Annotated in this window: 25 protein-coding genes and 1 pseudogene; 20 read left to right on the top strand and 6 right to left on the bottom strand. The window is 61.7% G+C overall.

The genetic code is table 11. From position 1 onward, the window contains the following. Positions 1-4: 4 nt before the first annotated feature. Positions 5-961, bottom strand: coding sequence for a tripartite tricarboxylate transporter substrate binding protein (locus IVA88_RS28775; RefSeq protein WP_247501217.1), 957 nt, complete (start codon positions 959-961; stop codon positions 5-7). 249 nt (positions 962-1,210) lie between these two features. Here IVA88_RS28775 and IVA88_RS28770 point away from each other — a divergent pair, with 249 nt between their 5' ends. Further along, complete coding sequence (locus tag IVA88_RS28770; protein WP_247500580.1) at positions 1,211-3,301, top strand: molybdopterin-dependent oxidoreductase; 2,091 nt, start codon at positions 1,211-1,213, stop codon at positions 3,299-3,301. A 133-nt stretch (positions 3,302-3,434) separates the two neighbouring features. Next, complete coding sequence (locus IVA88_RS28765) at positions 3,435-4,217, top strand: enoyl-CoA hydratase/isomerase family protein (protein ID WP_247500579.1); 783 nt, start codon at positions 3,435-3,437, stop codon at positions 4,215-4,217. Between the two features lie 45 nt (positions 4,218-4,262). On the opposite strand, the gene IVA88_RS28760 is transcribed toward IVA88_RS28765, so the two are convergent. Further along, a complete protein-coding gene (locus IVA88_RS28760; RefSeq protein ID WP_247500578.1) occupies positions 4,263-5,330 on the bottom strand; it encodes a hypothetical protein in 1,068 nt (355 codons plus the stop codon). Between the two features lie 1,712 nt (positions 5,331-7,042). On the opposite strand from IVA88_RS28760, the gene IVA88_RS28755 reads away from it, so the two are divergent. From IVA88_RS28755 to IVA88_RS28730, 6 genes are all read left to right on the top strand, one after another. After that, positions 7,043-7,978, top strand: a complete 936-nt coding sequence (locus tag IVA88_RS28755) for a zincin-like metallopeptidase domain-containing protein (RefSeq protein ID WP_247500577.1) — start codon at positions 7,043-7,045, stop codon at positions 7,976-7,978. A gap of 123 nt (positions 7,979-8,101) precedes the next feature. Beyond that, complete coding sequence (locus IVA88_RS28750) at positions 8,102-8,341, top strand: hypothetical protein (RefSeq protein ID WP_247500576.1); 240 nt, start codon at positions 8,102-8,104, stop codon at positions 8,339-8,341. Beyond that, a complete protein-coding gene (locus tag IVA88_RS28745; protein ID WP_247500575.1) occupies positions 8,341-9,402 on the top strand; it encodes a toprim domain-containing protein in 1,062 nt (353 codons plus the stop codon). Before IVA88_RS28750 ends, IVA88_RS28745 begins: the two co-directional genes overlap by 1 nt. A gap of 334 nt (positions 9,403-9,736) precedes the next feature. Continuing rightward, entirely contained in the window at positions 9,737-10,657 is a 921-nt protein-coding gene (locus IVA88_RS28740; protein WP_247500574.1) for a DUF2493 domain-containing protein, read from the top strand. Positions 10,658-10,791: 134 nt separating this feature from the next. Then, positions 10,792-11,097 (top strand): hypothetical protein, encoded by a 306-nt coding sequence (locus tag IVA88_RS28735; RefSeq protein WP_247500573.1) that lies wholly within the window; start codon positions 10,792-10,794, stop codon positions 11,095-11,097. Positions 11,098-11,836: 739 nt separating this feature from the next. Next, positions 11,837-12,157, top strand: coding sequence for a DUF736 domain-containing protein (locus IVA88_RS28730; protein WP_247500572.1), 321 nt, complete (start codon positions 11,837-11,839; stop codon positions 12,155-12,157). A gap of 246 nt (positions 12,158-12,403) precedes the next feature. Here the strand turns inward: IVA88_RS28730 and IVA88_RS28725 are convergent, their stop codons facing one another. Continuing rightward, a complete protein-coding gene (locus IVA88_RS28725; protein WP_247501216.1) occupies positions 12,404-12,631 on the bottom strand; it encodes a helix-turn-helix transcriptional regulator in 228 nt (75 codons plus the stop codon). A gap of 229 nt (positions 12,632-12,860) precedes the next feature. On the opposite strand from IVA88_RS28725, the gene IVA88_RS28720 reads away from it, so the two are divergent. The 8 genes from IVA88_RS28720 (at position 12,861) to IVA88_RS28685 (ending at position 17,550) form a co-directional block, all read left to right on the top strand. Next, entirely contained in the window at positions 12,861-13,130 is a 270-nt protein-coding gene (locus tag IVA88_RS28720; protein WP_247500571.1) for a DUF2285 domain-containing protein, read from the top strand. Positions 13,131-13,298: 168 nt separating this feature from the next. After that, complete coding sequence (locus tag IVA88_RS28715) at positions 13,299-13,493, top strand: DUF6499 domain-containing protein (protein WP_247500570.1); 195 nt, start codon at positions 13,299-13,301, stop codon at positions 13,491-13,493. 218 nt (positions 13,494-13,711) lie between these two features. Next, the gene (locus IVA88_RS28710; protein ID WP_247500569.1) at positions 13,712-14,071 is read left to right on the top strand and encodes a DUF2285 domain-containing protein; all 360 of its coding nucleotides are present in this window, start codon (positions 13,712-13,714) and stop codon (positions 14,069-14,071) included. A gap of 133 nt (positions 14,072-14,204) precedes the next feature. After that, positions 14,205-14,486, top strand: coding sequence for a helix-turn-helix domain-containing protein (locus IVA88_RS28705; protein WP_247500568.1), 282 nt, complete (start codon positions 14,205-14,207; stop codon positions 14,484-14,486). A 16-nt stretch (positions 14,487-14,502) separates the two neighbouring features. Then, the gene (locus tag IVA88_RS28700) at positions 14,503-15,684 is read left to right on the top strand and encodes a replication initiator protein A (protein WP_247500567.1); all 1,182 of its coding nucleotides are present in this window, start codon (positions 14,503-14,505) and stop codon (positions 15,682-15,684) included. Continuing rightward, positions 15,681-16,145 (top strand): DUF2840 domain-containing protein, encoded by a 465-nt coding sequence (locus IVA88_RS28695; RefSeq protein WP_247500566.1) that lies wholly within the window; start codon positions 15,681-15,683, stop codon positions 16,143-16,145. Before IVA88_RS28700 ends, IVA88_RS28695 begins: the two co-directional genes overlap by 4 nt. Continuing rightward, the gene (locus IVA88_RS28690) at positions 16,142-16,654 is read left to right on the top strand and encodes a S26 family signal peptidase (RefSeq protein ID WP_247500565.1); all 513 of its coding nucleotides are present in this window, start codon (positions 16,142-16,144) and stop codon (positions 16,652-16,654) included. Before IVA88_RS28695 ends, IVA88_RS28690 begins: the two co-directional genes overlap by 4 nt. Then, positions 16,651-17,550, top strand: coding sequence for a lytic transglycosylase domain-containing protein (locus IVA88_RS28685; RefSeq protein ID WP_247500564.1), 900 nt, complete (start codon positions 16,651-16,653; stop codon positions 17,548-17,550). The genes IVA88_RS28690 and IVA88_RS28685 overlap by 4 nt, the downstream gene beginning before the upstream one ends. Positions 17,551-17,656: 106 nt before the next feature. Here the strand turns inward: IVA88_RS28685 and IVA88_RS28680 are convergent. The 3 genes and pseudogenes from IVA88_RS28680 to IVA88_RS28670 form a co-directional block, all read right to left on the bottom strand. After that, positions 17,657-19,186, bottom strand: a pseudogene (locus IVA88_RS28680) (IS66 family transposase). A gap of 69 nt (positions 19,187-19,255) precedes the next feature. After that, on the bottom strand, positions 19,256-19,609 hold the full coding sequence (gene tnpB / locus IVA88_RS28675) for an IS66 family insertion sequence element accessory protein TnpB (RefSeq protein WP_247500563.1): 354 nt from the start codon (positions 19,607-19,609) through the stop codon (positions 19,256-19,258). Continuing rightward, positions 19,606-20,169, bottom strand: a complete 564-nt coding sequence (locus tag IVA88_RS28670; RefSeq protein WP_247500562.1) for a transposase — start codon at positions 20,167-20,169, stop codon at positions 19,606-19,608. The genes tnpB and IVA88_RS28670 overlap by 4 nt, the downstream gene beginning before the upstream one ends. A gap of 573 nt (positions 20,170-20,742) precedes the next feature. Here IVA88_RS28670 and IVA88_RS28665 point away from each other — a divergent pair. The 4 genes from IVA88_RS28665 to IVA88_RS28650 all read left to right on the top strand — a co-directional run bounded on the left by IVA88_RS28665 (position 20,743) and on the right by IVA88_RS28650 (position 26,410). Continuing rightward, on the top strand, positions 20,743-22,506 hold the full coding sequence (locus IVA88_RS28665) for a DUF3363 domain-containing protein (RefSeq protein WP_247500561.1): 1,764 nt from the start codon (positions 20,743-20,745) through the stop codon (positions 22,504-22,506). Between the two features lie 36 nt (positions 22,507-22,542). Beyond that, the gene (locus IVA88_RS28660) at positions 22,543-24,528 is read left to right on the top strand and encodes a conjugal transfer protein TraG (RefSeq protein ID WP_247500560.1); all 1,986 of its coding nucleotides are present in this window, start codon (positions 22,543-22,545) and stop codon (positions 24,526-24,528) included. Between the two features lie 6 nt (positions 24,529-24,534). Then, positions 24,535-24,963, top strand: coding sequence for a CopG family transcriptional regulator (locus tag IVA88_RS28655; protein WP_247500559.1), 429 nt, complete (start codon positions 24,535-24,537; stop codon positions 24,961-24,963). Between the two features lie 112 nt (positions 24,964-25,075). Next, a complete protein-coding gene (locus IVA88_RS28650) occupies positions 25,076-26,410 on the top strand; it encodes an MFS transporter (RefSeq protein ID WP_247500558.1) in 1,335 nt (444 codons plus the stop codon).

Below are 26,410 nucleotides of genomic sequence, written 5' to 3'. Positions count from 1 at the left end.
GGCCTCAGGACTTGTCGAATTTCTTGACGACATCGGCCCATTTCTCGATGTCGCCGCGCAGGAACTTGTCGAACGCTTCCGGCGTCATCGACATGGGTACGGCACCCTGCTCGGTCCAGAGCTTGATGATATCGGGCCGCTTCACCATTGCGTTCACGGCGGCATTGAGCTTGTCGATAACAGGTTTCGGCGTGCCGGCCGGCGCCATCAGGCCGAGCCAGATCGTGGCTTCATAGCCTGCTACGCCCGCCTCGATCGCTGTCGGAACATTCGGCAGCACCGCCGAGCGCTGCTTGCCGGTAGTTGCGAGCGCGCGGACCTGGTTCTCGCCGATATTCGGCGCCATTGCCGGCACCGCGTCGATCATCATCTGCACCTGCCCGCCGATTACGCCGCTGCGTGCCTCGCCACTGTTGCGGTAGGGCACGTGGACGAGGTCGATGCCAGCCATGGCTTTGAACAACTCGCCGGCCATGTGGTAGGGCGTGCCCTGGCCGGAGGAGGCGTAGTTCAGCTTGCCCGGCTGCGACTTCGCGAGCGCGATGAAGTCCGGCAGCGTCTTCGCTGCGACTTGCGGGTTCACCACGATGACGAGATCGGAAGAGTTCACCGGTGCGATCGGCGCGAGGTCGCGCATCAGCTCGTATTTGCGCTTGTCCGGCGTCAGCAGGGATTCGTTCGCGGTCTGGGTGTTGGACATCATCAACAGCGTGTAGCCGTCGGCGGGCGACTTCGCCGCTTCGGCCGTGCCGATGACGCCGCCCGCGCCGGTGCGGTTCTCGATCACGAAGGGCTGGCCAAAACTCTCCTGGAGCGCATTGCCGATCAGCCGGGCCGCGACGTCGGCCGGCCCGCCGGCGCCGAAGGGCACGACGATCCGGACCGGGTGGGTCGGGTAATCCTGTGCGAATGAGGGGACTGCGGCGAATGCGCCGAGCAGGCCGGCGACCAGCGCCAGCATCCATCTTCGGGCCACGCCCACCTCCCTGATGTCGTTCTTGTTGGTAGGTACTGTAGCGGCAGGGAATGCGGGCTGTCGACGCCTCACAAAGCCGATCGTGCCGGGAATATCCGGCGCTTTTCGGTGTGGCCGCGCCGCTCTTCGCGGTCGCGGCAGGAACCGGCGGCGCATGCGCTCTGAGCAAATCGCATGGGCGTTGCCGGATAAATGCCCTCGGCTCACAGGTATTTTGGTGTTACCAAATTGGACATGAACCAGCACGCCAAGATCGAAATCCGCCATTCGACCTGCCCGCATGATTGTCCGTCGGCCTGTGCCCTCGATGTCGAGGTGGTCGAGGGACGCAGCATTGGCCGCGTCCGCGGTTCGAAAAAGCAGACCTATACGGCCGGCGTGGTCTGCGCCAAGGTCGCCCGTTATGCCGAGCGCATCCATCATCCTGAACGGCTGATGTACCCGCTGCGCCGCACCGGGCCGAAGGGCTCCGGCCAATTCGCGCGGATCACCTGGGACGACGCGCTGGACGAGATTGCCGATCGCTTCAACGACGCGGAGCGCGAGCACGGCGCGGAATCGGTCTGGCCTTATTATTACGCCGGCACGATGGGACTGGTGATGCGCGACGGCCTCAACCGGCTCACGCATGTGAAGAAATATTCGCGCTTCTATCAGACCATCTGCGCCAATGTCGGGCGCATCGGGTTCGCGATCGGCACCGGCAAGATCGCCGGCGTCGATCCGCGCGAGATGGCGCTCTCCGATCTCGTCGTGATCTGGGGCACCAACCCCGTCAACACGCAGGTCAACGTGATGACGCACGCTGCGCGCGCCCGCAAGGAGCGCGGCGCCAAGATTGCGGCTGTCGATATCTACGACAACGAAACCATGAAGCAGGCTGACATCAAGATCATCCTGCGGCCCGGCACCGACGGCGCGTTCGCCTGCGGCGTGATGCACGTCCTGTTCCGCGACGGCTATGCCGACCGCGCCTATATAGACAAATACACCGATTGCCCTGCCGAACTCGAGGCGCATCTGAAGACGCGCACGCCGGAATGGGCGTCCGCGATCTCAGGCGTGCCGGTGGCGGAGATCGAGGCCTTTGCCAAATTGGTGGGCGAGACCAAGCGGACTTTCTTCCGGCTCGGCTACGGCTTCACCCGCTCGCGCAACGGCGCGGCGCAGATGCATGCCGCGAACTGCATTCCCGCCGTGACGGGCGCCTGGCAATATGAAGGCGGCGGCGCCTTTTTCAACAATTACGCGCTGTGGCACTTCAACGAATCCATCATCGAAGGCCACGACGCCATCGACCAAACAATCCGCGCGCTCGACCAGTCGCAGATCGGCCGTATCCTCACCGGCGATTCCAAGGCCCTGCACGGCAAGGGGCCGGTCAAGGCAATGCTGATCCAGAACACCAATCCGATGACGGTGGCGCCGGAGCAGGCGCTGGTGCGACAGGGTTTTGCGCGCGAGGATCTGTTCGTCGCGGTGCACGAGCAGTTCATGACCGAGACGGCCGAGATGGCCGACATCGTGCTTCCGGCGACGATGTTCATGGAGCACGACGATCTCTATTATGGCGGCGGCCACCAGCACATCTCGGTCGGGCCGAAGCTGATCGACCCGCCCGGCGAATGCCGCTCCAACCACGAAGTGCTGCAGGCGCTGGCGCCGCGGCTTGGCGCCAGCCATCCGGGCTTCGAGCTGACGCCGCGCGAATTGATCGATGCGACGCTGAAGCTGAGCGACCACGGCGACATTGGCGGCCTCGAAGCCGACCTCTGGCGCGACCTGCAGCCGGACTTCCGCACCTCGCATTATCTCGACGGCTTTGCCCACGCCGACAGGAAATTCCATTTCAAGGCCGATTGGGCGCATCCGCCGTTCGGCCAGACCATGGGCGACTTCGACACGATGCCGTCGCTGCCGGATCATTGGGCGGTGATCGAGCATTCCGACCAGGCTCATCCGTTCCGGCTCGCCACGAGTCCGTCGCGCAGCTTCCTCAACACCACCTTCAACGAGACGCCGTCCTCCCAGGCGCGCGAGGGCAAGGCGAGCGTGATGATCCATCCCCTGGATGCGGCCGCGCTCGACATCGCCCATGGCGACGCCGTGACGCTCGGCAATACGCGCGGTGAGACCACGCTGATCGCCAAGCTGTTCGAGGGCGTGCGGCGCGGCGTGCTGATCGCGGAGTCCGTTCATCCCAACAAGAACCATATCGGTGACCGCGGCATCAATATGTTGACGGGCGCGGACACGATCGCGCCGATCGGCGGAGCCGCTTTCCACGACAACAAGGTCTGGATCAGGAAAGCGGTCGCGGCCTAATCGCGCGCGCTTCGATCGTCCGCAAGTTTGTGTCGAGACGCTAAAGCGGCGCCGCGCCACAGATTGCCCTTGAACCTTCCGCCCGAGCTGCCGCAAATGGTGGCAAAACGGACATCAAGGAAGCGAGCGTGCCATGACCGACACCACCGCCGTGATCACCGAAAAGCGCGGGCAGGCGCTCTGGATCACCATCAACCGGCCCGAGAAACGCAACGCGCTGAATGGCGAGGTCATCGCCGGCATCAGCAAGGGCTATCGCGACGCGCATGAGGACAAGGACGTCCGGGTCATCGTGCTGACCGGCGCGGGCGACAAGGCGTTCTGCGCCGGCGCCGATCTGCAGAACTCCGGCGCGGCGTTCGCGATGGATCATTCCAGGCCGAATGTCGACTATGCCGATCTGCTACGTTTGTCGCAGAACGCGACCAAGCCCGCGATTGCGCGCCTCAGTGGCGTCTGCATGGCCGGCGGCATGGGCCTGCTCTGCATGACCGACATGGCGATTGCGGCTGATCACGTCATCTTCGGCCTGCCGGAGGTGAAGGTCGGCGTGTTCCCGATGCAGGTGTTGAGCCTGTTGCAGTCCATCGCGCCGCCCCGGCTCGTCAACGAATGGGCGCTGACCGGCGAGCCGTTCGACGCGATGGCCGCTCAAGCAGCGGGCCTGCTGAACTACGTCGTGCCCGCGGCCGAGCTGGACGCCAAGGTCGGCTGGCTGATCGGGCGCATCGTCGACAAATCGCCGACCGCGATCCGCCGCGGCAAATACGCGATGCGCGCCATAGCCTCGATGTCGTTCGACGAGAGCATCGCCTACACAGAAAGCCAGATCGCGCTGCTCGCCATGACCGAGGACGCCAAGGAAGGGCTGAAGGCGTTCAGCGAGAAGCGCAAGCCGGTGTGGACAGGAAAATAGGCGATCATTCAACGCTATGTGGGTGCTGCAGCTCGCGGACGCACCTCATTCCGGGGCATAATTGGCGTTTTGTCGAACGAGGAGTGATCTTATTCGCTCCTCGCGGCGCTTCTTCGTAGCCGTGATCAACTGCTTGCCGGTACGCTTGGCGTAGGTCGGCAGTTGGCGATTTGATCTATGGCGGCCGGCGGCGCGCAACTCTGCATCCGTGAGGTCACTGTCGGCGCCCTCAGTGAATCCCCCATGTCGGAAGGACCTAAAAGAAAGTTCCTTACGAAGGCCCGCCTCGGCGATTATCTGCTTTACCACGCTGCGTAGATAGCGCAGATCCTTGCGTGGGGTAATCCATGGAAGCGGGATTGTAGACTGACGATGCGCATGGTCACGCCGGAATACCAAGCCAGAGAGGGTGGTCTTTTTGATCTCGTCGAGCTCCTCCATAAGTTCGGGAAAGAGAGGGGCCGCCGTTTCGTCTAACAGTGGCCACCAGGCTTCCTCGCCATTCTTTGGATGCACGATTCTGACGCTATTTGGCCGCTCGCTCGGGCGGTAATGCGAAATGTCGAACGCGCCGAACACGTGCTGCTCTCGTTGCAACCACTCCCACGACAACAAGGCAGCTGTTGCGATGGAGCGGTAATCAAGTCTTGTCGCCGCAGCTCTGAATGCGACGAGTTCATCCCAAGTTGCGGTCGGCGTGGGCCGTATCGACCGTCCAGGCGCATGAGATCTTAACCCCATCCGGGAAAATGGATTGCTCGCTGGCACGATCTTTTCTTGAGCACGCTGACCAACGAACCAGGCGCGGCGGCACGCCGCCATAACCATATTTACATAGCGACGACGCTCGCGAACCGTCACCTCCCCACTGCTACTTACTCTTGTGACCACCAGCAGCTTTCCATAAACTGCGTCGACGAAGGCTTTGGTGAAGTCGGACAAATGCTTCGACCCAACGCGACTTCCATCCTTCAGCTCGTGGTTGGCGAACATTGCAAGACTTTTCGTGTAATGCCGCTGAGTAGCGCTTTCGATTTCGTTCCACTTCGGATGAGCTTGAAAGATGCCGACGAGCCAATCGAACGTGCCGGGTTCGGGAGAGGCCGGCGTCATGTCAGTCAAACCTCGTGAGCGCCAACTGTCGAATGCGGGCAACAGGACTTGCTCGACCCGCTCGACTGCGCTTGCGTAGTCGCTTCCTAAAGCTTCAGGGTTTAAACTACAGCCCTGTCGACGGGCCCAGGATGGCGGTTCAAAATAATAGGCCACCCTGTTGTTCGCTAATTTCGTTTGGCGACAATATCGTGGAAGTCGCAGTGCCCTATCAAGTGATGTTATACGAGGCATAAGAGGTCCTCTGCTTCATTAAGGTCTCTTTTTCCGGTAGACGCTGCGAAGCGGTCCATAGCCGCCTTTGACCAAACTGGCTCCCGCAGTCGTCCTGTGCCGCGATAGCCACGCGGCGGCGGTGCGTCACCTCGACCAATCGCGCGCGCGAGTTCGCCTGTGTCCTCAAAGTCGAGATAGGCGGCAGCCATGTCCGCTCTCATCATCCCGGGCCAAGTTCCAGCGGGTGGGTAGCGGGCAGGCAGCGGGGTGCGCGGGGACGTTGGGCGTTCTGGTTTCACAGCTGGGGGTCCGCTCGATTTAACAAGAGCTGAATTCACTGAAGAACGACGTCCGATCTAGAAGATCTAGATTGCTCTGTGCTCGGGATCGGTGAGCGGGAGTTAGGATGGCTCATCAAGCGGTGTTCTACGGTAAAAGGAATTTCGGCTCTACCGCCCGGCGCGGCCGCGCGACGATAGGCCAGAGTAGCGCGCAAAAAGGTGGGTCTTGGCTGGCAGTTCTTGTGCAGAGCTAATTCCCATCGGGGAAATTCAAGAAGCGGCAACATTTCTATGGGGGGCCAGGTCGGCACAGCCGTTAGCGGGCAGCCAGCTGCTTTGGATGTATGATCAATGGCCTATTCGACAAAATTGACGGTAGATCTGCATTGAAGCCATCGGATCGGCATCCAAAGTCGGAATTTTGGTGCGCGCTGCACCAGGGGCTTCTTCTCGCGGCGACGCCGATTCGAGCACCTGCTCGGCAGGTCTCGCTTCGTCTGGTCTAGTCATTTCCGACGGCCGCCGCATAGTGGAACTAACGGCTCCAGTTGTCCGTGAGCTGCCGGCCTCGGATGACGCGCTTGGACGGCTGGCCGATCCAAGACCGAATGCAATCAGAAATGCCCTCACCGCAGATGGTGTAAAATCGGACAAACGGTCTGCTATCCATCTAGATCAGAATCGAGGCGCAGACGAATGCGCGCTAGGAATTTGTGTCCTCCACTTGACGCCTTGGTGGAGTTCTTCCGCCTCCGCGCGTGCGGCTTTCGCCGCATCGGGCTCTTTTGTACCGAGCCGCGTTGCGTCTCGGCCATCCGGCTTCGATCCCTCGCGCAAACTCTGCGGAGCTCCTCGCCGGGGGCACTCGTGAAAGGGGCTCGCCTTCGGCGATCGCTATCACTGCCCCGTTCCCGGGTGCCCTCTTAACCGGTCTCGTCGCTGCACTCGGACCCGCGTGCCCCTTCGGATCGCTATGCTCACGCTCTCGGGTGCCATTTCGCGTGGAGGCGATGCGCCGTTGGCGCACGCCTGGTCGAGACCCTCAGCCCCAGGGCATCTCAGCGCCTATTCTCATGAAGGCTTGGACGGACGGCCGACCGGGTCGCAGACGTCGCATTCTGAATTAGAGGCTGAGAGTAAGAGTGTCGCGCGGTTTTGTCGTGACGGGTTATAGGCTGCGAGAGAGGCTCGCAGCGCTCGTCGCGGAGATCCGCGATGTCCAGACATCATCCTCGGGCGCGCGCCGGTGAGGACCGGGCAAGTCTTTATGACCACATCACCAACAAGATCATCGCCGAGTTGGAGGCTGGCCGAGTGCCGTGGGTGCAGCCTTGGGGCACCGCGGCGGCGGAGGGGCCGCCGGCCTTGCCGAAGAGCGCGGCGTCCGGTCGCCAATACAGCGGCATAAACATTCTAGTTCTATGGGGTGCCGCGACCGAACACGGATTTAAAGGGGAGAGCTGGCTTACCTTCCGCCAGGCGCTGTCGCTCGGTGGTCACGTCCGCAAGGGCGAGCGCGGCACGACTGTCGTCTATGCCGACCGCTTTGTGCCGGTCGACGAAAAGTGCCGCGCACATGAGGCCGGTGAGGAGGCACAAGTTGTTCCTTTCCTCAAGCGCTTCACGGTCTTCAACACCGATCAATGTGCCGGCCTGCCTCCAGAGATCGCAACAACGGCGCCATCTCCGCCGCCAGGCCCGATCGAGCCGCACGTCGAGTACCTGATCAAGGCAAGCGGCATCGACTTCCGCATCGGCGGCAACCGCGCCTTTTATGCGCCGACTGAAGATTATGTGCAGGTGCCGCCACCGCAGGCCTATTTTGAACCAATAAATTGGCATCGAACGGCCCTCCACGAGCTGGCGCATGCCAGCGGTCATCCGTCACGTCTGAACCGCGACCTGTCAGGCAACTACGGTACCAGGAAGTACGCCTTCGAGGAGTTGGTTGCAGAAATCTCGTCTGCGTTCAGTTGCGCCTCGCTCGGCATCGTGCCGACGGTGCGGCATGCCGCCTATATCGGCTCATGGCTTGAAGTCTTGCGCGAGGACAATCGTGCCATTATCCGGGCTGCTTCCCAGGCCGGCAAGGTTGCCGATTATCTTCTTGGCTTTCTCCCAGAACCCGTCGGCGACATGTCGACGGAGTAGCAGCGGGCGGCGTGAGCTTCTGCTCGGGGGGCGCGGGCACAAGAGTAAGAGGGGCAGGGTCGCTTCCGTGACGGGTTGCAGGCCGAGAGAGAGGCTCCGGGCTGGCCGTCGTGGAGAATCAACATGCCAAAAGCTGTCCAAAAGATCACGTCGGCTAATGTCAGAGTGACGCGTGGAAAGCGCATCGAAGTGTCGGCCGATGCCAAGATGCGCAATAGCTTGCGAGGCTACGGCCTCTTTGGAGAGATCATCTTTTGTAAGCTCCGCATGTTCGTGCGGATGGACGCAAGTGGCATAGAGATGCTGTCGAAGGCACGCGTCCAGTATACAGTTAGAGGTGCCAGTTGGCAGGAGGCGGCCTGATGTCCCGCCAACCTTGTGAACTGGCACGCCGCCTCGCGCGCGAGGCGGAGGCGGTGTGCCGACACTATCTCTCCAATGGCAAGCGGACGGGGCGGTACTGGGTAGTCGGCGACGTCCACAACAACCCGGGCCGCTCACTATTTGTGCGGCTCCAGGAATCGCCGAAGGGAGCGGCGGGCAAGTGGACCGATGCCGCAACCGGTGCGCATGGTGATCTCCTCGACATCATCCGCGAAACTCTGGCTTTGCGAGACTTTCGTGAGGTCGCCGAGGAGGCGAGGCGCTTTTTGAACCTGCCTCGTTCTGAGCAGAAACCCGCCCCAAGACCTATTCCCGCAGTCGTAACGCCCGGATCGCAGGAAGGTGCCCGTCGGCTCTTTGCGATATCCAGCCCGATCGAGGGGACCATTGCCGAGGCATATTTGCAGGGCCGCGGCATAACTCGCATCTATCATGGCGGCAGTCTGCGCTTCCATCCACGCTGCTACTATCGGGCGGACGACCATCTGCCGACCGAGACCTGGCCGGCGATGATTGCCTGCGTCACGGATCTCGATGGTCGGATCACCGGCGTGCACCGGACCTGGCTCGATCCGGACGGCTTTGATCTTGTTCGGCTCGGCAAGGCTCCGATCGATACCCCACGACGCGCCATGGGCGATCTGCTCCGCAACGCCGTTCGGTTCGGCGTGGTGGATGACGTGCTCGCTGCCGGCGAGGGTATCGAGACCATGCTTTCGCTACGTTACCTGCTGCCGACTATGCCGATGGCGGCTGCGCTTTCGGCTAATCACCTATCCGCCATGACGCTGCCGTCTAGCCTGCGCCGGCTCTACATTGCGCGCGATGCCGATGCCGCCGGTGATGCAGCACTGGCAACTCTCAGCCAGCGCGCAGCAGACGCCGGCATTGAAGCGGTCGTGCTGTCGCCCCGGCTGGGCGACTTCAACGAAGATCTGCATATCCTTAGTATCGAGGCCCTCCAAGCGGCGTTGCGGATTCAACTCGTGCCGGAGGACATCGCTCGCTTCCTGCATTCGTCGATGGCGCCCGCGGAATAGCTCCCAGTCTTCGATCGAAGTTGATAGGCCGCTCATGGGCGACGCCAATACCGGAAGAGGACGCGACCATCGCGGCCTTCTAAAGGGCGATCGGACGGCAAACGGCCCGGGCCGGCAATGGCTGCGTCCGGCTATTTTCCGCCGCGCGCCGGTGATGTGAAGACACATCATATGGTTGGCCAGCGCGCTTTGCACCGCGAACCAAAATAGCCGGCTTCCGCCATCCTCCGCTGCCGCTTCGGCCCTTTCGGGTTCTGGCCCGTTCCTCCTGCCGTCAGAGGATCGCCCTGAAGGCCGCGATGGTCGCGGCCGATCCGGCAAAGGACCTCTTCCCATGACCGACCATGACGACATCGAACCGCCGTACGCCACATCTCCGACCGACCACGTGCTCACCGAACTGCAGCTCTTCAGCTACCGTCCCTTCGACGACCAGCCCGATCCGAGACCGCTGCCCGAGGGCAAGATGATCGTCGGCTCTGTGGCCAATATCTTCGACGCCTTGGTTGCCACCTTGAGCGACACGCGGCTTGAACCGGACCTTGACGACCTGCTCTGGTCAACCGTCAACCTGTTCCATCGGGCCGTCGACCGTATCGAACGCCAGCTCGACGACAACGAACAGGCGCAGCTGAAGAGCCAACGCGAGCAGAACGGCTCGGAGGTGCGATCGGTCGAACTCGAACGCCTGACGGCCGAAGGCATAACGCTTATCGAGCGGCGCAATTGCCTGGAACTGTTCCGGGATCAGGCCATCGAGCGATTTGAGGTCCACTCCGGTTCAGCGTGGCGCCCGCGATCAGGATCATTGGTCAATCACCGCACGCTCACCGCGGCAGTGATCGACTCCCGCGACTTCATCGCGGCCAAGCGCCGCTCCGAGACTGAGGTCATGCTCCCGCCAGGTCCGAAAATTGCACTCACCGGTGGACTCGACTTCAATGACCACAACCTCATTTGGGATCGCCTCGACAAGGTTCACGCCAAGCATCCCGACATGGTCCTGCTCCACGGCGGCTCCCCGAAAGGCGCTGAACTGATCGCCTCGAAATGGGCGACCAGTCGCAAGGTGCCACAGATCGCCTTCAAGCCAGACTGGACGAAGCACGCCAAGGCGGCGCCGTTCAAGCGCAACGATGCGATGCTCGAACTGCTGCCGATCGGCGTCGTGCATTTCCCAGGCACGGGAATTCAGGACAACCTTGCCGACAAGGCAAAGCGGCTCAGCATTCCCGTCTGGAAGTTCGGCGCGTAAGCGCCGTCGCCTTGAACACGCCCAGGTGGAGTTGCACGCTGCAACTCCGCCTCGTTTCGATTTTGCGTCCGAAGCCGCGCCGCGGTGGTGGCGGAAGGCGCGACTGGTACGTCTATGTACATGGAGCCACCACCATGCTCGCCCTTCAGCTTGTTCTCTACGCCGTTGGCTTAAGCATATTCTGCTGGCTGATCTTTACGCTGGCGGTGTATGCGTTGCCGTTTTTCGTCGCACTTAGTGTCGGGATGTTGGCATTTCGTGATGGCGCGGGCGTCTTCGGCGCACTGCTTATCGGAATTGCTTCTGGCGCGCTGACGCTTGCCGCTGGTCAGGTTGCCGTCGCCCTTCGTCGCTCCTTGACCCTGCGCATCGCGATTGCAGCCGCTTTCGCGGTGCCAGCGGCTATCGCTGGCTATCATGTGATATTCGCCCTGTCGTAGATCGGGGTGCCTTCGCTGGCTTGGCGCGAGGCCTTCGCTCGCCTGGGTGCGGTTTGCATCGGCGGAACGGCATGGACGCGCTTGACGGTTTTCGCGGAGCCCCGCCCGTTGGAGTCGACCGGAGGGGTGGCGAATTTGCCTCGACCAGTTCTTACGGCCGCCACGCACGAGCGATGACACTTCGTCGCCGTCATCGATCGAACAAGACCGCAGGGCGCGTTACGTAGAAGGAGGAGTCGTCCAGCGTGAGCGAGAGGTGAGGTAACCGCACTTCTCCTCGGAGCGCCTTTAAGGGAGCCGTGCCAATCTCTGTCTGGTTCACATAGTTACGGTGGAGCGACGCGCCGCGCTTGATCATTCCTTCCGGGACGATACCGCCCTTTGTGGCAGATTGTTTCTCTTCTGCGCCGAACCGTACCAACCTCTTGTGCAGTTCAACCGAGCTTCGCCAAGTCTTCTCCTTAAGATTGCGGTTCAGCACGCGGACGCACGTGGCCTCTTTGATGGCTTGATGTGGCCGAAGACCGGCTGCGCCTCGATCGTCTGAGCCGCAACGCCGTTGATGCGACTTTCTTCCCCTGGGCTTACGCCCGTTCCTCGCGAGGCAAGAAAGTCGCTCTAACAGCGTCCTCCGCTGCGCTCCGGCCGGCAAGCGGGTGCGTCGCCAATCGTCCTCGGCCTCTAGATCACCATCGAGGCCGCGGTGGTCGCGGACTCGAAACACAACAGGAGAAGTGACATGGCTAACATCGGTTCTTTCAAGAAGGTCGGCAACGATTTCCAGGGCGAGATCGTCACCCTGAGCCTGCTAGCCAAGGGCGTCCGTATCGTCGCCGAGACCAACCGATCCAACGACAACGCTCCGAGCCACCGCATCTACGTGGGCCGGGCCGAGATTGGGGCAGCCTGGTCGAAGCGCTCCGAAGAGGGCCGGGATTACCTCTCGCTCAAGCTCGATGATCCCTCATTCAACGCACCGATCTACGCGAACCTGCTCGACGACGAAGGCGGCGAGGGCTACACGCTGCTCTGGTCGCGGCCCCGCAAGAACGGCGAGTAGACGCTCCGCCAAACCCCGTCCGGTCCGCCGGGCGGGGCTTCTCAAATCGTACCTCGGTCGATGATACCGACTGATTGTTTTTAGGACGTTGCGCCCATTTAAGGGAGATTTCGTTTGATGGGTCGCGCTCGGCGCATACCTCTGGGCGCCTGTTCGAGGCCTGATGCGATCCAGCAAGCCGGATCGGTGGCCGTGACGCCTGTCCACGTCGGGCGCTCCCGGACCGCCGGCCCGGCTCGCGGAAGTTCATGATCGAAATTTGGACACCTTCTCCTCAAGCAGGTCTGCAGGCCGGACCCCTAAAGCTTGAGCAATCTGCCAGATTGTTATCAATGTCGCGTTTTGCAGCCCTCGCTCCATGCTGCTTACAAAGGCCCGGTCGACGCCCATGCGTTCCGCCACGGCCTCTTGGCTCAAGCCAAGGGCCAGTCGAAATCGACGCGCGTTCGCTCCAAAGACCTTGCGAATATCCATCCGCAGGATAGGAAGCAATCGCGTATTTTGGCGCTACGTGTTATAATACGCGGAGCCGGGTGTTGCAGGTTCGGACGGAGCTTCGATTGCTGAAAATGTGGGAAACGCGGCTTCTTGAACGCTCGCCCGAGCACCTGGCATGCCATATGCTACAGCAGGGAACTGTTCGAGCCGGCAAGGCTTGCGTCTCGCGATTTGATTTTCAATCCAGCGCATATTGTAGCCTCTGATGTCGAAGCCACCGCTAGATCCTGACGTCGCGGATGTCGCGCCGAACGAGCCGGCGCTGACAGCCTATGACGAACAGCACGTCGTCACGTACGTTCGCCTTCTGCAGGCTGAGAGCGAGGGGGCTGACTGGATGGAAGTCGCTCGTGTCGTGCTGCATATAGACCCAGAGCGAGAGCCGGACCGTGCGCGGAGCGCATACCAGAGTCATCTTGCGCGCGCTAAATGGGTTACGGAGCAGGGTCGTCTGTTACGCGGGTCCGGCTCATAATAGAAGAAAATCGCCGACTGGCGACTTGCATGCAGAACGATTTTCTTCCGCTATCGGGTGGTCATTCCAGTGCACCACGTGGTGCCAAACTAGGGGCTTCCTACAACCGTTTCGTTCATACCTATTGCGCCGCAATCGTTGTTAGCTGAGTGCAATGGGACGGAAGCAATGCCTGAATTCGACTGGCGGTCGCCGGATTCCTATAAGAGCCTACAAGACGCCGAAATCACCGACATCGCCTGGGAATGTCTTCGTCGTAACGCGGACTATCGACGTGATTACGAAGCGATGATCGCTAGCAGCCCAGATGGCGAAGCGACCGCGAAATTCAGGAGGAGGTGGGGCATCTGCTTTCGCCCATGACCCCCAGTGGTCCTTCGACGAGCAGATAATCTTTTGGGCGCCTGAGGTTCTAACGACCGTTGTTCCAGTCACGGTCGCGTCGACCGCCGATCGCAGTTCGGCCTCTCGGCCACTGCACGACCTTACAGCGGGGCAGGTGCGCCGCGCAGCCGACGGCTGGCATATCGTGCTTCGCATCGGGGCGATGGATCACCGTGTCTGGTCCAAAGACCCCCCCCGTGCTCGGCGCGTCATACGCAGCCGAATTGCCGTTTGACGGCGATTTGGAAGCTCGCGCGTATGCTGCCCGACGGCTGTGGCGCGCGATGAATGGACGTGCGCCAGGTCCTGCATTTTACAAACTATCTAAACAGCGGCGCGAGCGTCTGAGCGCCGCGATCCGTGCGCTCGATGCTCGCAGCGCCGGCGGTAGTTATCGCGCTGTCGCCGAAGCGCTGTTCGGTAAAAAGCGCATCCCTGATCGCGCCTGGAAGACGCACGATTTGCGCAATCGAACGGTCCGCCTAGTGAAAGGCGGCCTCGCGCTGGTACGCGGAGGTTACCGCAAACTTCTGCGGCCCGGCCGCAGCGACGAATAGCCCCTCGGCCGAGGGGTATCGAAAATCATGTCCCCCATATTCGGCATCCCCCTCCGAGATCGCGCTTCTCCATGATGACCGCATACACGCCGACGCCGCCATGCGCGGTGCGCTGTCACCTTGGAGTTCTCAAATGCCCGATCCCACGGCCGGAATGCCCCCGCGCTTCCTGCGGACACCGGAAGCCGCGCGTTACCTTGGCCTCTCCGGTCGCACGCTCGAGAAGCACCGCACGTACGGCACCGGGCCGACCTATCGGAAGATCGGCGGGCGTGTCGTCTACGCCGTAGACGACCTGAAAGCATGGGCTGATCTCGGCGCCAAGACGTCAACGTCGGATCCCGGCAAGGGCACTGTACTGCCCGCCAAGAAACATCCGGTCCTGCGTCCCTATGCGGGCCAGGAACGTCGCTGATCGCCGCGCAAGAGCAGTGACCATGCGGCGTAAACCCCATTCCGAGCGCGACCAGCTGGAGCTCTTTCGGGCGTTGCCCGGCGATCTCGCACCGCGCGATGCGCGGGATCTGATGGCTTATCCCTTCTTCTCGCTCGCGAAGACAAAGCGGATTGTGCCGATCAATTTCCGGGCCGGTGCAATCGCAATTCGTGTCGAAGCCGTGCCTGAACACGGCGTGGCGACCATCTGGGATGCAGATGTTCTGATCTGGGCCGCGTCCCAGATCGTCGAAGCGCGTGACGCTGGCCTGAAGACGTCGCGCCTGATGGCTGCAACGCCTTACGAGATTTTGACGTTTGTCGGCCGCGGCACCAGCGCGCGTGACTATGACCGGCTGAAGGCGGGTCTCGACAGACTTCAGTCAACGACGGTGCTGAAGTCGATCCGGCAGCCGGCAGAATGGCGGCGGCATCGCTTCTCCTGGATCAACGAGTGGAAGGAGACGGCCGATGCAAATGGCCGCCCGTTTGGCCTCGAGCTTTGTCTGCCGGATTGGTTCTATGCGGGCGTCATCGATGACGCGCTCGTGCTGATGATAGACCGCGCCTACTTCGATCTGACGGGCGGACTTGAGCGCTGGCTCTACCGGCTCGTGCGCAAGCATGGCGGGCGTCAGGACGGCGGCTGGAGCTTTGACCTTGTACACCTCCATGCCAAGTCCGGCATCCTCTCGCCGCTCAAGCACTTTGCTTACGACGTGCGTCAGATCGTCCAGCGCCAGACATTGCCCGGTTATCAGCTCGTGCTCACGCGCGACCCGAACGGTGCCGAGCGGTTGAACTTCGCGCCCGCGCCTGTTGATCCCTTAACGGCACGGCCTGCGCCGCCGCGGTCTCGTTCCAAATTCGGAGGACAACCTGTGAATCAGCTCGTGCTATCGGGGACCGCAACCCTCGTGCTATCGAGGACGCAATCCTCGTGCTATCGGGGACCGGAATCGAGCTTAAGAGCTTGTTTCTCTGCGCTTTCCAGCCGCTCTAGCTTTACTAACCAGAAATCCTTTGGATTTCTTCTAACGGGCCAAGCCGGAAACCGCATCGCAGGCGACTGGCAACCGCGGGCCGTTAATCCTCCTTGTCGGCAGAAGCCCTACAGGTGCTTCACCGCCGCCAATGCTTACGACTCCCGATTTCAGTCTTCGGGAGCGGCGGCATGAGTGATCTCACCGAAGTGGAGGTGCTGTGGCTCGAGAAGCGTATCGAAAACCGCATTCGGTTCGGTCGCATTGTGAAGGAACGGAAGCTTGATCGTCACCGGCGTGTTCTGTCATTTGCACCCGGCAGCATCTTTGCCTTCGTCCGTTGGACATCCAACGACTTTGGCACGATCATTTCGCGGATTGACGTCTTGCGCGCGGTCGCGCCTGGACAGCGCTGCTCGACCGTACCTTATGTGACACCCGGCGGAGAGATTTTGCTGCGGCTCTCCGGTTGGCCGAAGGTCGAACGGGTGCTGCAAATGGTTGATGCCATAGAGGCGCTTGGCATCAATCCCGCGGACGTCGCGCCTGATCATTGGCATCACGTCCACAACCGTCTGTCCGTCAACGAGAACCCCCGTCCATACACCAAAGCGCGCCACCAGGTCTGGCTTCATCGTCAAAGGGTGACGCGATGACAAGCCGCCTGATAATGCTGATAACCACGTTTGCGGTTTCTGCTGCGCTCGTCTCCACAATGGCCTTGGAGCCGCTTCCACGCTACATTTGGAATGCATCGGCAAGCGTGCCAATCGGTCTCTATAGCTTGCAACCAGTCGAACACTTGCATGTCACCGAGCTGGTCGCCGTTCAACCGCCGGGGCCGCTTGCGACCTTTCTCGACCTGAACGGCTATCTGCCGCTCGGCGTCCCCATGCTCAAGCGGGTGTTGGCACTGCCAGGGCAGACGGTCTGCAGAAACGCGCTCACGATTTCCGTCGATGAAATTGTAGTGGGCGAGGCGCGAGATCGCGATGGGCGGGGCCGGCCGCTGCCGAAATGGCAGGGTTGCCGCGTGGTCGGCGACGGTGAGCTGTTCCTCATGAACTGGCAGTCGGACGACTCCCTTGACGGCCGATATTTTGGAGTACTTCCGGCGTCGGCCGTGATCGGCCGTGCGCTCCCGATGTGGACGTGGGAGGAATGATCGTGCGTTTTCTTCGTTCCCGTCCTGCCATTCCTCTGTTCGACCCAGTGCAGGACCATTCCTCCGTCCCGACCAAAGCTTGCAAGGCCGATGCGCGCAGCGGCGGTCCAGGGCGGCCGAAAGGCCGGCGCGAAGCGGCTTTACCCTGGGCGGGCGCGAGCACGGCGGCACGCTTGCGTTTGTTCGAGAGGAGCCTGCTCGCTGTTGTATCGTTGTTCGCTGCGCTGACCGTGAGCAACGTTCCTGCTGTCGCGGAGACGCAACCCGCGGACCCCACAGCAAGGTATGCAACTGGCGAGCCATTTGCGGATTTCGTCGAGCAAGCCTCACGTCGCTTCGGCGTGCCGGAGCGTTGGATACGCACAGTCATAGACGTCGAAAGTGCCGGAGACGCGCGTGCCAGGTCACGGAAAGGCGCCACGGGGCTGATGCAGATCATGCCGGAGACGTGGGCAGAACTACGCCTGCGGTACGACCTCGGCAATAATCCCTACGATCCCCGCGATAACATTCTTGCGGGGACTGCGTACCTTCGCGAACTGCACGACCGTTACGGCTCTCCGGGCTTCGTTGCAGCCTACAACGCGGGACCTGGTCGCTATAAAGAACATCTCGCCGGTCGTCCATTGCCGGCTGAGACCCAGGCCTATTTGCAGAAGCTTGTGCCTCTCATCGGTAGCGACATCGCAGCTTCTGGTGCCGTCGCGGGTCTGCGGCCACCAGCAGCGGCGCTCTTTGTTGCTAGATTTGAAAGTACGAACACCGCTGACCCGCAGCAGTCCGGGCGCTCGTCAAATCGGGCTCCGGCGGCGACCTCCTTTCACGAGATCTCGGCCATCGTGCCACCGGCAACAGGGTTGTTCGTCGCGAGATCTAATGCAGGGGGCTCGCGATGAGCGAATGCGCAAGCTGGCATGCAGTGGCGTACGTTGGAGATGAATGGGCGGAAAGGCGAGCGCGATGGGCAGGTACGACGTAAGCGTCCGGCCGATGCACGTGAGGTCAGGTCTTGACATGATCGACTGGTTTCCAGCTCCAGGGCAGCAGTTCGTCGAGGCGGTTGACGGGATGTCCGTCGACCATCCGCTGCAGCACGTCGCGCAGGTAGGCGTAGGGTTCGACGTCATTGAGCTTGCACGTCGTGATCAGCGAGCAGACGACTGCCCAACGAGTCCCTCCGCCGTCGCTGCCGGCGAAGAGATGGTTCTTCCGGCCGAGCGCCACCGGGCGGATTGCCCGTTCGACCGGATTGGTGTCCAGTTCAACGCGGCCATCGAGCAAGAAGCGCTTCAGACCTTCCCAACGGGAGAGCGCGTACCGGATCGCTTCCGCAAGCGTGCTGCTGCCGGGCACGCGTGCAAGCTGCGCCTCAAACCAGGTTTGCAGGGCCTGCACGGCCGGCTTCGAGAAGGACCGCCGCTCAGCGAGCCGATGGGCAGACGACTGCCCACGGACGCGGGCTTCAATTGCATAGAGTTCACTTATCCGGCGCAAGGCTTCCGTCGCAATTGGCGAACCGGTGGCTTCGGCAACTTCGTAGAACTTGCGTCTTGCATGGGCCCAACATGCCGCGAGCATGACTTTGCCGTTGCCGGTCAGCTGCTCGAAGCCCGCATAGCCGTCGACATGCAGGACACCTTTGAAGCCCGCCAGGTGCGATACCGGACGTTCGGCCTTCCGGTCGGGTGCGAACAAATAGACGGCTGCCGGCGGTTCTGGTCCGCTCCAGAGCCGCTGCTCGCGGACGTAGACCCACAGGCGTCCGGTCTTGGTGCGTCCTCTTCCCGGATCGAGCACCGGGATCGGCGTATCGTCGGCGAACAGATGGTCGGAGGCAAACACGTTCTTGCACAATCGCTCGTGCAGCGCCTCGAGCCACCAGCATGCGCCGCCGACCCATCCAGCCAGCGTCGAACGGCCGAGATCGACGCCATGCCGGGCGAAGATTTGCGACTGCCGATAAAGCGGCGTGTGATCGCAATACTTGCCGACCAGCACGTGGGCGAGCAGATTCGGAGTCGCCAATCCACCGGCGATCGGCCGCTCTGGCGCAGGTACCTAGGCAACCTTACCGCAGGCCCGGCAGCCGTATTTAGGGCGCGTGATGCGTATCACGCGAAGCTGCGCCGGCACCCAGTCCAGCATCTCGCTGACGCTCTCGCCGATAGCATGCAGTGCGCCACCGCAGCAGCTACAAGCCTCACCATCGACGTCAAGCAGAATGTCCTCGCGCGGCAGGTGGTCGGGAAGCGCCTTGCGCCGCGATGGTGCCTCGGGCGGCTCCGTTACAATGGCCGGCCGGCTTTCCTTAATGCGGCCGATATCGCTGTCGCTATCTTCCAGAGTGAGCGCAAGCTGGTCGGGATCAAGGCGTTCGGAGCGACGCCCGAACTGCGCGCGCTGAAGCTGCTTGATGATTGCCTGAAGACGCTCGATCTCGCTGTCTCGATGCTCAATTGTCGCGGCGATGTCGCGCACCAAGCGATGCAGAAGTGTCGTATCAGACGGCAGATTGCTGAGATCAAGCTGCATGCCCGAGTCTACTCGAACACGCTGATTCGAAGAAGTAAGTTCGCTTTATTCTATGCGGGTTTCTGCGATTCAACCCGCGACGGCGGGGCGCCATCGACGCTCGGGTGTGCGCCAATCGATGCCTTCGATCAGCATCGCAAGTTGCGCTGGAGACAGCGTCACGGTGCCACCTGGATCGCTCATTCTAGGCCAGATGAAGCCACCTTGATCGACGCGCTTGGTGAACAGGCAGAGTCCGTTGCCGTCCCAGAACAGGATCTTCAATCTGCTCGCACTCCTGCCGCGGAAGGCAAACAGGTGGCCGGAGAACGGATCCTTCTTGAGGTGTTCCTGAACCAGCGTAGCGAGCCCGTCGAGGCCCTTGCGCATGTCGGTATATCCCAAAGCCAGATGCACCTTCACTCCGGCCGGCACGATCATCATCGTGCTATCTCCTGCTCGTTGACGTGTCGACGGACTGCATCCGGATCGCTGCCCATTGGTGCAAAGACAAGTCGCCCGTCGTCCAACTGGACAACCGTCATGCCGTCGGGGGGCTGCAACAGATCGTTCAGGACGAGCGTTCCCGGGTGCGCTCCGGTCACTTGCACGGCCACCAACTTCGCCCGCGCTCGCTTGCCGAACCCGAACTGTACCCGCCACCGGAACAGCATGCTGCTGACGATGCCGTGGCGCCGGCAAACCTCGGCGGCGGTGGCGCCGGGGTGTTCGCACTCGCGCACGATCTCCAGCTTTTCCTCGTCACTAAAGCGACGTCGGTTGGCAAATCCATCGCTCGGCGGATCACCTGTCGGCGCATCTGTCAAGCGCGTTTCGGCGACGGACTCCTTAGCAGCGCTGCTAGCACTAGTGCTTATTAGCGGACGGGCACTCGGATGAAGGTGAGTACGCCAGTCGATTTCCACTTCATTGGCGTCGATCAGATCGCGCCACCGCCTCCGGCTGTGCTGCGATATGCCATGTGCCCGGGCATAGGCTTGCATGCTCAGTCCGCACCACCTCATCGCTTCAACGTGCATTGTCCAGAATGCTTGGACGGCTCTGCAGCGTTGGTCCTTCGACACTGGACTTCGCTTCCTGCGGAGCCGCTCCCGACGTTCCTCTCGACGCAATTCCGCACGCGTTTTCAGAGCTTCGGCGTCAATCAGATGTCGCAGCCAGCGATCGAATGTGCCTCCGGAGAGACGATGCTGACGACAATATTTGCGCTTGCTGAGACCGCTTCGCCGCCACGCCTCAACGTGTACCGACCAAAAAGAGCGACGCGCTTCGTTCTTGAAATATTCCGTACCCACCGGAGATCCTCCAATGCAGCAAGGAACCCGATATGGAACGACTATGCACTCTCGGAAAGTCGTGCAGGATTCGGACGCTTACGGTACGACATCAGGACGGCGAGATAAAAGGGGCTCGCCGCTCGAAACACAAGCCATTGACATGGCTGGGGTTCTACCGTGCCCCTCGGTTGGGGCGCGTGCCGCGCCGGATGCTTTCGCCAATGATTTCAACCGTGCTTTCGGCACTGTCCGCGATTTCATGTCCCTGGAGCCGTTGCCGTGAGCGTAGGCGACAGCGATTTACGCGTCCGGCCTGGCCGCATCCGCGGTACGCGAGCGCCAAAGCCCAAGAGCTTCATCAGCCAGGTGCTGCGCGCGGCGAAGAAGGCCGGTCACAGCCCTTCGCACGCGGCTGCGGCTAAGCGCTCCTCGAGCTACGGACGCTCGACCTTCGGGCGCGGCCGGATCAGCTTTAGCCGCAACCGCCTGTTCAGCCCGGCGCGGCGCGTAGTGGTGAAGGCGCGCGTCGTTCGTCACCAGGGACGATCCTTCCGTTCCGCGCCGCTGGCGGCCCATCTCTCCTATCTGAAGCGCGACGGCGTCACGCGTGACAGCGAGAAGGCGGTGATGTTCGATGCCGGCAGCGACCGCACCGACGACGCAGCCTTCGCGGATCGCTGCAAGGACGACCGGCATCATTTCCGTTTCATCGTCTCGCCCGAGGATGCCGCTGAGATGACCGATCTCAGAGCTCTTGCGCGCGATCTCGCCAGGCAAATGGAAGTCGATCTCGGTACTCGGCTCGATTGGGTCGCCGTCGATCACTGGAACACGGACAATCCGCACGTTCATCTGCTCGTGCGCGGTGTCGATCAGACGGGTGCCGACCTCGTGATCTCGCGAGATTACATCAGCCGGGGACTGCGCTCGCGCACCGAGGAGTTGGCGTCTATCGAGCTTGGTCCGAAGCCCGAGCACGAGATCAGCAACGCCCTGAAAAAGGAGATCGCGGCTGAACGTTGGACGCGGCTCGACGTTGAGATTCGCATGGTCGCCGATGAAACCGGGGCCATCGACCTGCGTCCCGAAAATCCCGGTGCGGCCGATCCGAAAATCCGTCGTTTAATGATCGGACGGCTCCAGCACCTGGAGAAGATGGGCTTCGCTGCGTCTGCGGGCCCTGGCGAATGGATGGTCGGGCTGGAGGCCGAGCGCAACCTTCGCGACCTCGGCATGCGTGGCGACGTCATCAAGACTATGCACCGCGTCTTCACCGACCGCGGAGAGGCGCGTGGCGTCACCGATTATGTGATCGATGGTGAGAAGCCGGGGTCGTCGATTATCGGCCGGCTGGTCGATAAAGGACTTCATGATGAACTGACCGGCGAGGCCTATGCCGTGATCGATGGCACGGACGGACGCGTTCACCACGTTCGCTTCCGAGGCATCGAGGCATTTGATCACGCCCCGCCGATCGGAGGGATCGTCGAGGTCCGCCGCTTTTGGGGGCCGGACGACCGGCGCCCGACGTTGGTGCTCGCCAACCGCTCCGATCTCGACCTCAACCAGCAGATCACCGCTCCTGGCGCGACCTGGATCGACCATCGCCTCGTTGAGAGCGATCTCATGCCGCTCTCCATGGGCGGGTTTGGTCGCGAGGCGCGCGACGCCATGCAGGCCCGTGCCGAACATCTCGCAGGCGAGGGGCTCGCCCGCCGGCAGGGTCGGCGCGTCATCATGCAGCGCGGCCTGCTGAACACGCTGCGCCGACGTGAGCTGGACGAGGTGGGGGCAAGAGTGTCTGCCGATACCGGCCTGCCTCACGTGAAGGCCGCCCCCGGGGAGCACGTGGCAGGCACGTATCGCCAGCGGCTGACGCTGGCGTCGGGGCGTTTCGCCATGATCGATAACGGACTCGGCTTTCAGCTCGTACCCTGGTCTCGCGAACTCGAGAAGAAGCTCGGCCAACACGTCACCGGCGTCGCGAAGGACGGCGGAGGCATCGAATGGGGCTTTGGCCGCAAGCGCGACCTGGGTCTCTAGCAATCTCTCCAATTCAGATGCGGAAGGACGTTCGGGATGTCTGGAACCAAGATCCTCTGGGGACAGGTGATCGTTGTCGGCCTGATCGTCTTGCTGGCCATCTGGGGCGCGACTGAGTGGACGGCCTGGCGGCTCGCCTGGCAGCCTGCGCTTGGGCGGCCCTGGTTCGAACTGGCGGGCTTCAAGATCTACTACCCGCCGGTCTTCTTCTGGTGGTGGTTCGTCTTTGATGCCTATGCGCCCCAGGTCTTTGTCGAGGGCGCCTTCATCGCGGCGTCTGGGACCTTCGTCTCGATCGCGGCGGCGATCGGCATGTCGGTTTGGCGGGCGCGCGAGGTCAAGAACGTCGAGACCTATGGTTCGGCGCGCTGGGCTGATGCAGAAGAAGTTCGTGCGGCCGGACTTCTTGGTCCGGATGGCGTGGTGCTGGGCAAGCTCGATCGCGACTACCTCCGCCATGACGGGCCGGAGCACGTGTTGTGTTTTGCACCCACCCGGTCGGGCAAGGGCGTCGGACTTGTCGTCCCTTCGCTATTGGCTTGGCCCGGCTCGGCCATCGTGCACGACATTAAGGGTGAGAACTGGCAACTGACCGCAGGCTTCCGCTCGCGGCATGGCCGCGTCCTGTTGTTCGATCCGACGAACCCGAAGTCCTCAGCCTACAATCCGCTGCTTGAGGTTCGGCGCGGAGAATGGGAGGTTCGCGACGTTCAGAATGTGGCGGATGTCCTGGTCGATCCCGAAGGCTCGCTCGACAAGCGGAACCACTGGGAAAAGACCGGCCATTCACTCCTGGTCGGAGCCATTCTCCACGTCCTCTATGCCGAGGCAGACAAGACTCTGGCTGGCGTGGCCGCCTTCCTGTCCAACCCGAAGTGGCCAATCGAGGCGACATTGAAGGCCATGATGACCACGCCGCACCTTGGCGTGAAGGGGGCCCATCCCGTTGTCGCCTCGACCGCGCGTGAGCTCCTCAACAAATCCGAGAATGAGCGCTCCGGTGTCCTGTCCACCGCGATGTCGTTCCTCGGCCTCTACCGCGACCCCGTCGTGGCCCGGGTCACTTGCCGTTGCGACTGGCGAATCGCCGATCTGATCGCTGATCAATTCCCGACGACGCTTTATCTCGTGGTGCCGCCCTCCGATATCTCACGGACCAAGCCGCTGATCCGTTTGGTGTTGAACCAGATTGGTCGTCGCCTGACCGAGGATCTGCACGCCCGCGACCGCCGGCATCGCATCCTGATGATGCTCGACGAATTTCCGGCGCTTGGGCGGCTTGATTTCTTCGAATCCGCCCTCGCTTTCATGGCGGGGTACGGGATCAAGAGTTTCCTGATCGCGCAGTCGCTCAATCAGATCGAGAAGGCCTATGGGCCCAACAACGCCATCCTCGACAACTGCCACGTCCGGGTCAGCTTTGCGACGAATGACGAGCGGACCGCGAGGCGAGTATCCGATGCGCTTGGTACGGCGACCGAGATGAGGGCGATGAAGAACTATGCTGGGCACAGGCTAAACCCGTGGCTCGGGCATCTGATGGTCTCGCGGCAGGAGACGGCGCGCGCGCTTCTGACTCCAGGTGAAGTCATGCAACTTCCGGCGACGGACGAGATCGTCATGGTGGCGGGTACGCCGCCGATTCGAGCTCAGAAGGCTCGCTATTATGAAGACCGGCGGTTTGCCGAGCGGGTCTTGCCGCCGCCCGACCCAGCGGCATCCGGCCGGTCATCGCGAACGGACGGATGGTCTACATTGGGCACGCCCAAGCCGGCGTCGCTTCCAACCGAAAGGGGGCAAGCGGAGGAAGACGCGGCGAACAGTGGCCTTCGTCGTGAGCCCGAACTCCCCGATCATGTCGCGATCGTCAAGGAGACAGCCGAACCGACGCCGGTCGAGGAATTTGCCGCCGTTCTTGATGACGACGAGGACGCGATCCGCCAGTCCCGGCTTCGCCGTCAGCAAATGCGTGGCGTTGCCCGTCAAGCCGCCATGGACCCGAATGACGGCATGGAGCTCTGAAGCAATATGCGCGACCGCATGAACGTGTATTTCCCGCCTGAGCTTCTGAAGCAGATCTCGGATCTGGCCGATCGCCAGAAGCTCTCCCGGTCTGCGATCGTGGAGGCGGCCGTTGCTTCGTTTCTGTCGCCGGATGGATCGGACAGGCGGGAGGCGGCGTTTACCCGTCGCCTGGATCGGCTGTCGCGTCAGATGCAGAGACTGGAACGTGACGTTGGTTTGACAGCCGAGAGCCTGGCCCTCTTCGTCCGTTTCTGGCTGACGGTTACGCCACCGCTACCCAACGACGCGCAGGCGGCTGCGCAGGCGAAAGGCCGGGAGCGGTTTGAAGGATTTGTCGAGGCGCTCGGGCGTCGTTTGCAAAAGGGGCAGAGCTTTCTGCGTGAAATACCGGAAGATATCATCCGTCAGGAGCCCGCCGACGAACCTGACTGATCGCTCTCAATGCGCCATCGCGCGGACCCTTCTTTTTGTACGCCAGCCTACGACCACAGCAATTCAGCCGAGCCTATAAAAAGCTGGACGCGCTATCGGCTCGAATGAATTGATGAGCAAGAAGGTCGGCATGCAAGTTACAAGGACGTGGCGTCTCACCGTGCGCGTATTTCTACCGTTTGCTGCTGGCTACTATCTTTCGTATCTGTTTCGGACGATCAACGCTTTGATCGTGAGTCATCTCAGCTCGGATGCCGGGCCTGGGTCAGCGAACCTCGGACTACTTACGTCAGTCTATTTCCTGGTCTTCGCGGCCGCTCAGATCCCGGTCGGTATATTGTTGGACCGCTTTGGTCCGCGTCGGGTCCAGAGCGCGCTGCTCTGGTTCGCAGCACTGGGCGCCGGACTGTTCGCCGTATCGACCGGCTTCCTGTCATTTTTGATCGCGCGTGCGATGATCGGGCTTGGCGTGGCGGGGGCGCTGACGGCAGGACTTAAGTCCATCATACTTTGGTTCCCCAAGGAACGAGTCGCCTTGCTGAACGGCTATATGATCACGCTGGGATCACTAGGAGCGGTGACCGCCACAGTTCCGGTCGAACACTTGCTCGGTTGGATGGGCTGGCGGCAGCTCTTTGAGGTCCTGGCGGTTGCGACCGGTGCCACAGCGATCCTCATCTATGTCGTAGTTCCAGAAAAACGCGTTATTCCATCGAAAGCAACAGTCTCCGCCACCCTGGGATCCGTTTTCAGCGACAGGCGGTTCTGGCGGATAGCTCCGTTGTCGGCGACTTGCGTTGGTTCAGCTTGGTCACTGCAGGGATTGTGGGCATCACCGTGGCTTGCAGACGTGGAGGGGCTCGATCGCGCAGGCCTCGTCAGACAGCTGTTCATCATGTCGATCGTTCTCAGCGGCGGTGGCTGGGTGTTCGGTATGACGATCCATCACGTCAAGCGAACAAGCCTCACGGCTGAGACGATATTCGCGATGGTGGCCGTGCTGTTTATCGCAGCCGAGCTAGCCCTGATCCTGCGAGTACCTCTGCCGTCCATCTTGCCGTGGTCGGTTGTCGCAATCATCGGAACGGCAACTGTGGTCAGCTTTGCCGTGATGGCTGATTACTTTCCGTCGGAGCTTGCCGGCCGTGCCAATGGCGCCTTGAACGTCTTGCACTTTGGTTGGGCATTTCTGGCACAATATGCGACCGGCCTGATCCTGGAGCAATGGTCTACGAACGATGACCATAGCTCGATCACGGCTTATCAAGTCGCGTTCAGTCTCAACGTAGCACTACAGATCGCGGCTTTGGTTTGGTTCGCGCTACCTTGGATCCAATCCTTTGCTTCCTGGATGAATTCAGTCGCTTCCACCGTGCCGGTCAGTGCTTTCGACGTGGTTGAAGCAAGTATTTTTTGCGAGCGATCGGACGGCGAGGTGGAGTGGTGA

Source organism: Bradyrhizobium sp. 149 (genome assembly GCF_023073915.1).
Classification (GTDB): Bacteria; Pseudomonadota; Alphaproteobacteria; order Rhizobiales; family Xanthobacteraceae; genus Bradyrhizobium.
The sequence above is the reverse complement of the archived record's forward strand: the minus strand, read 5'-3'. Positions and strand labels throughout refer to the sequence as shown.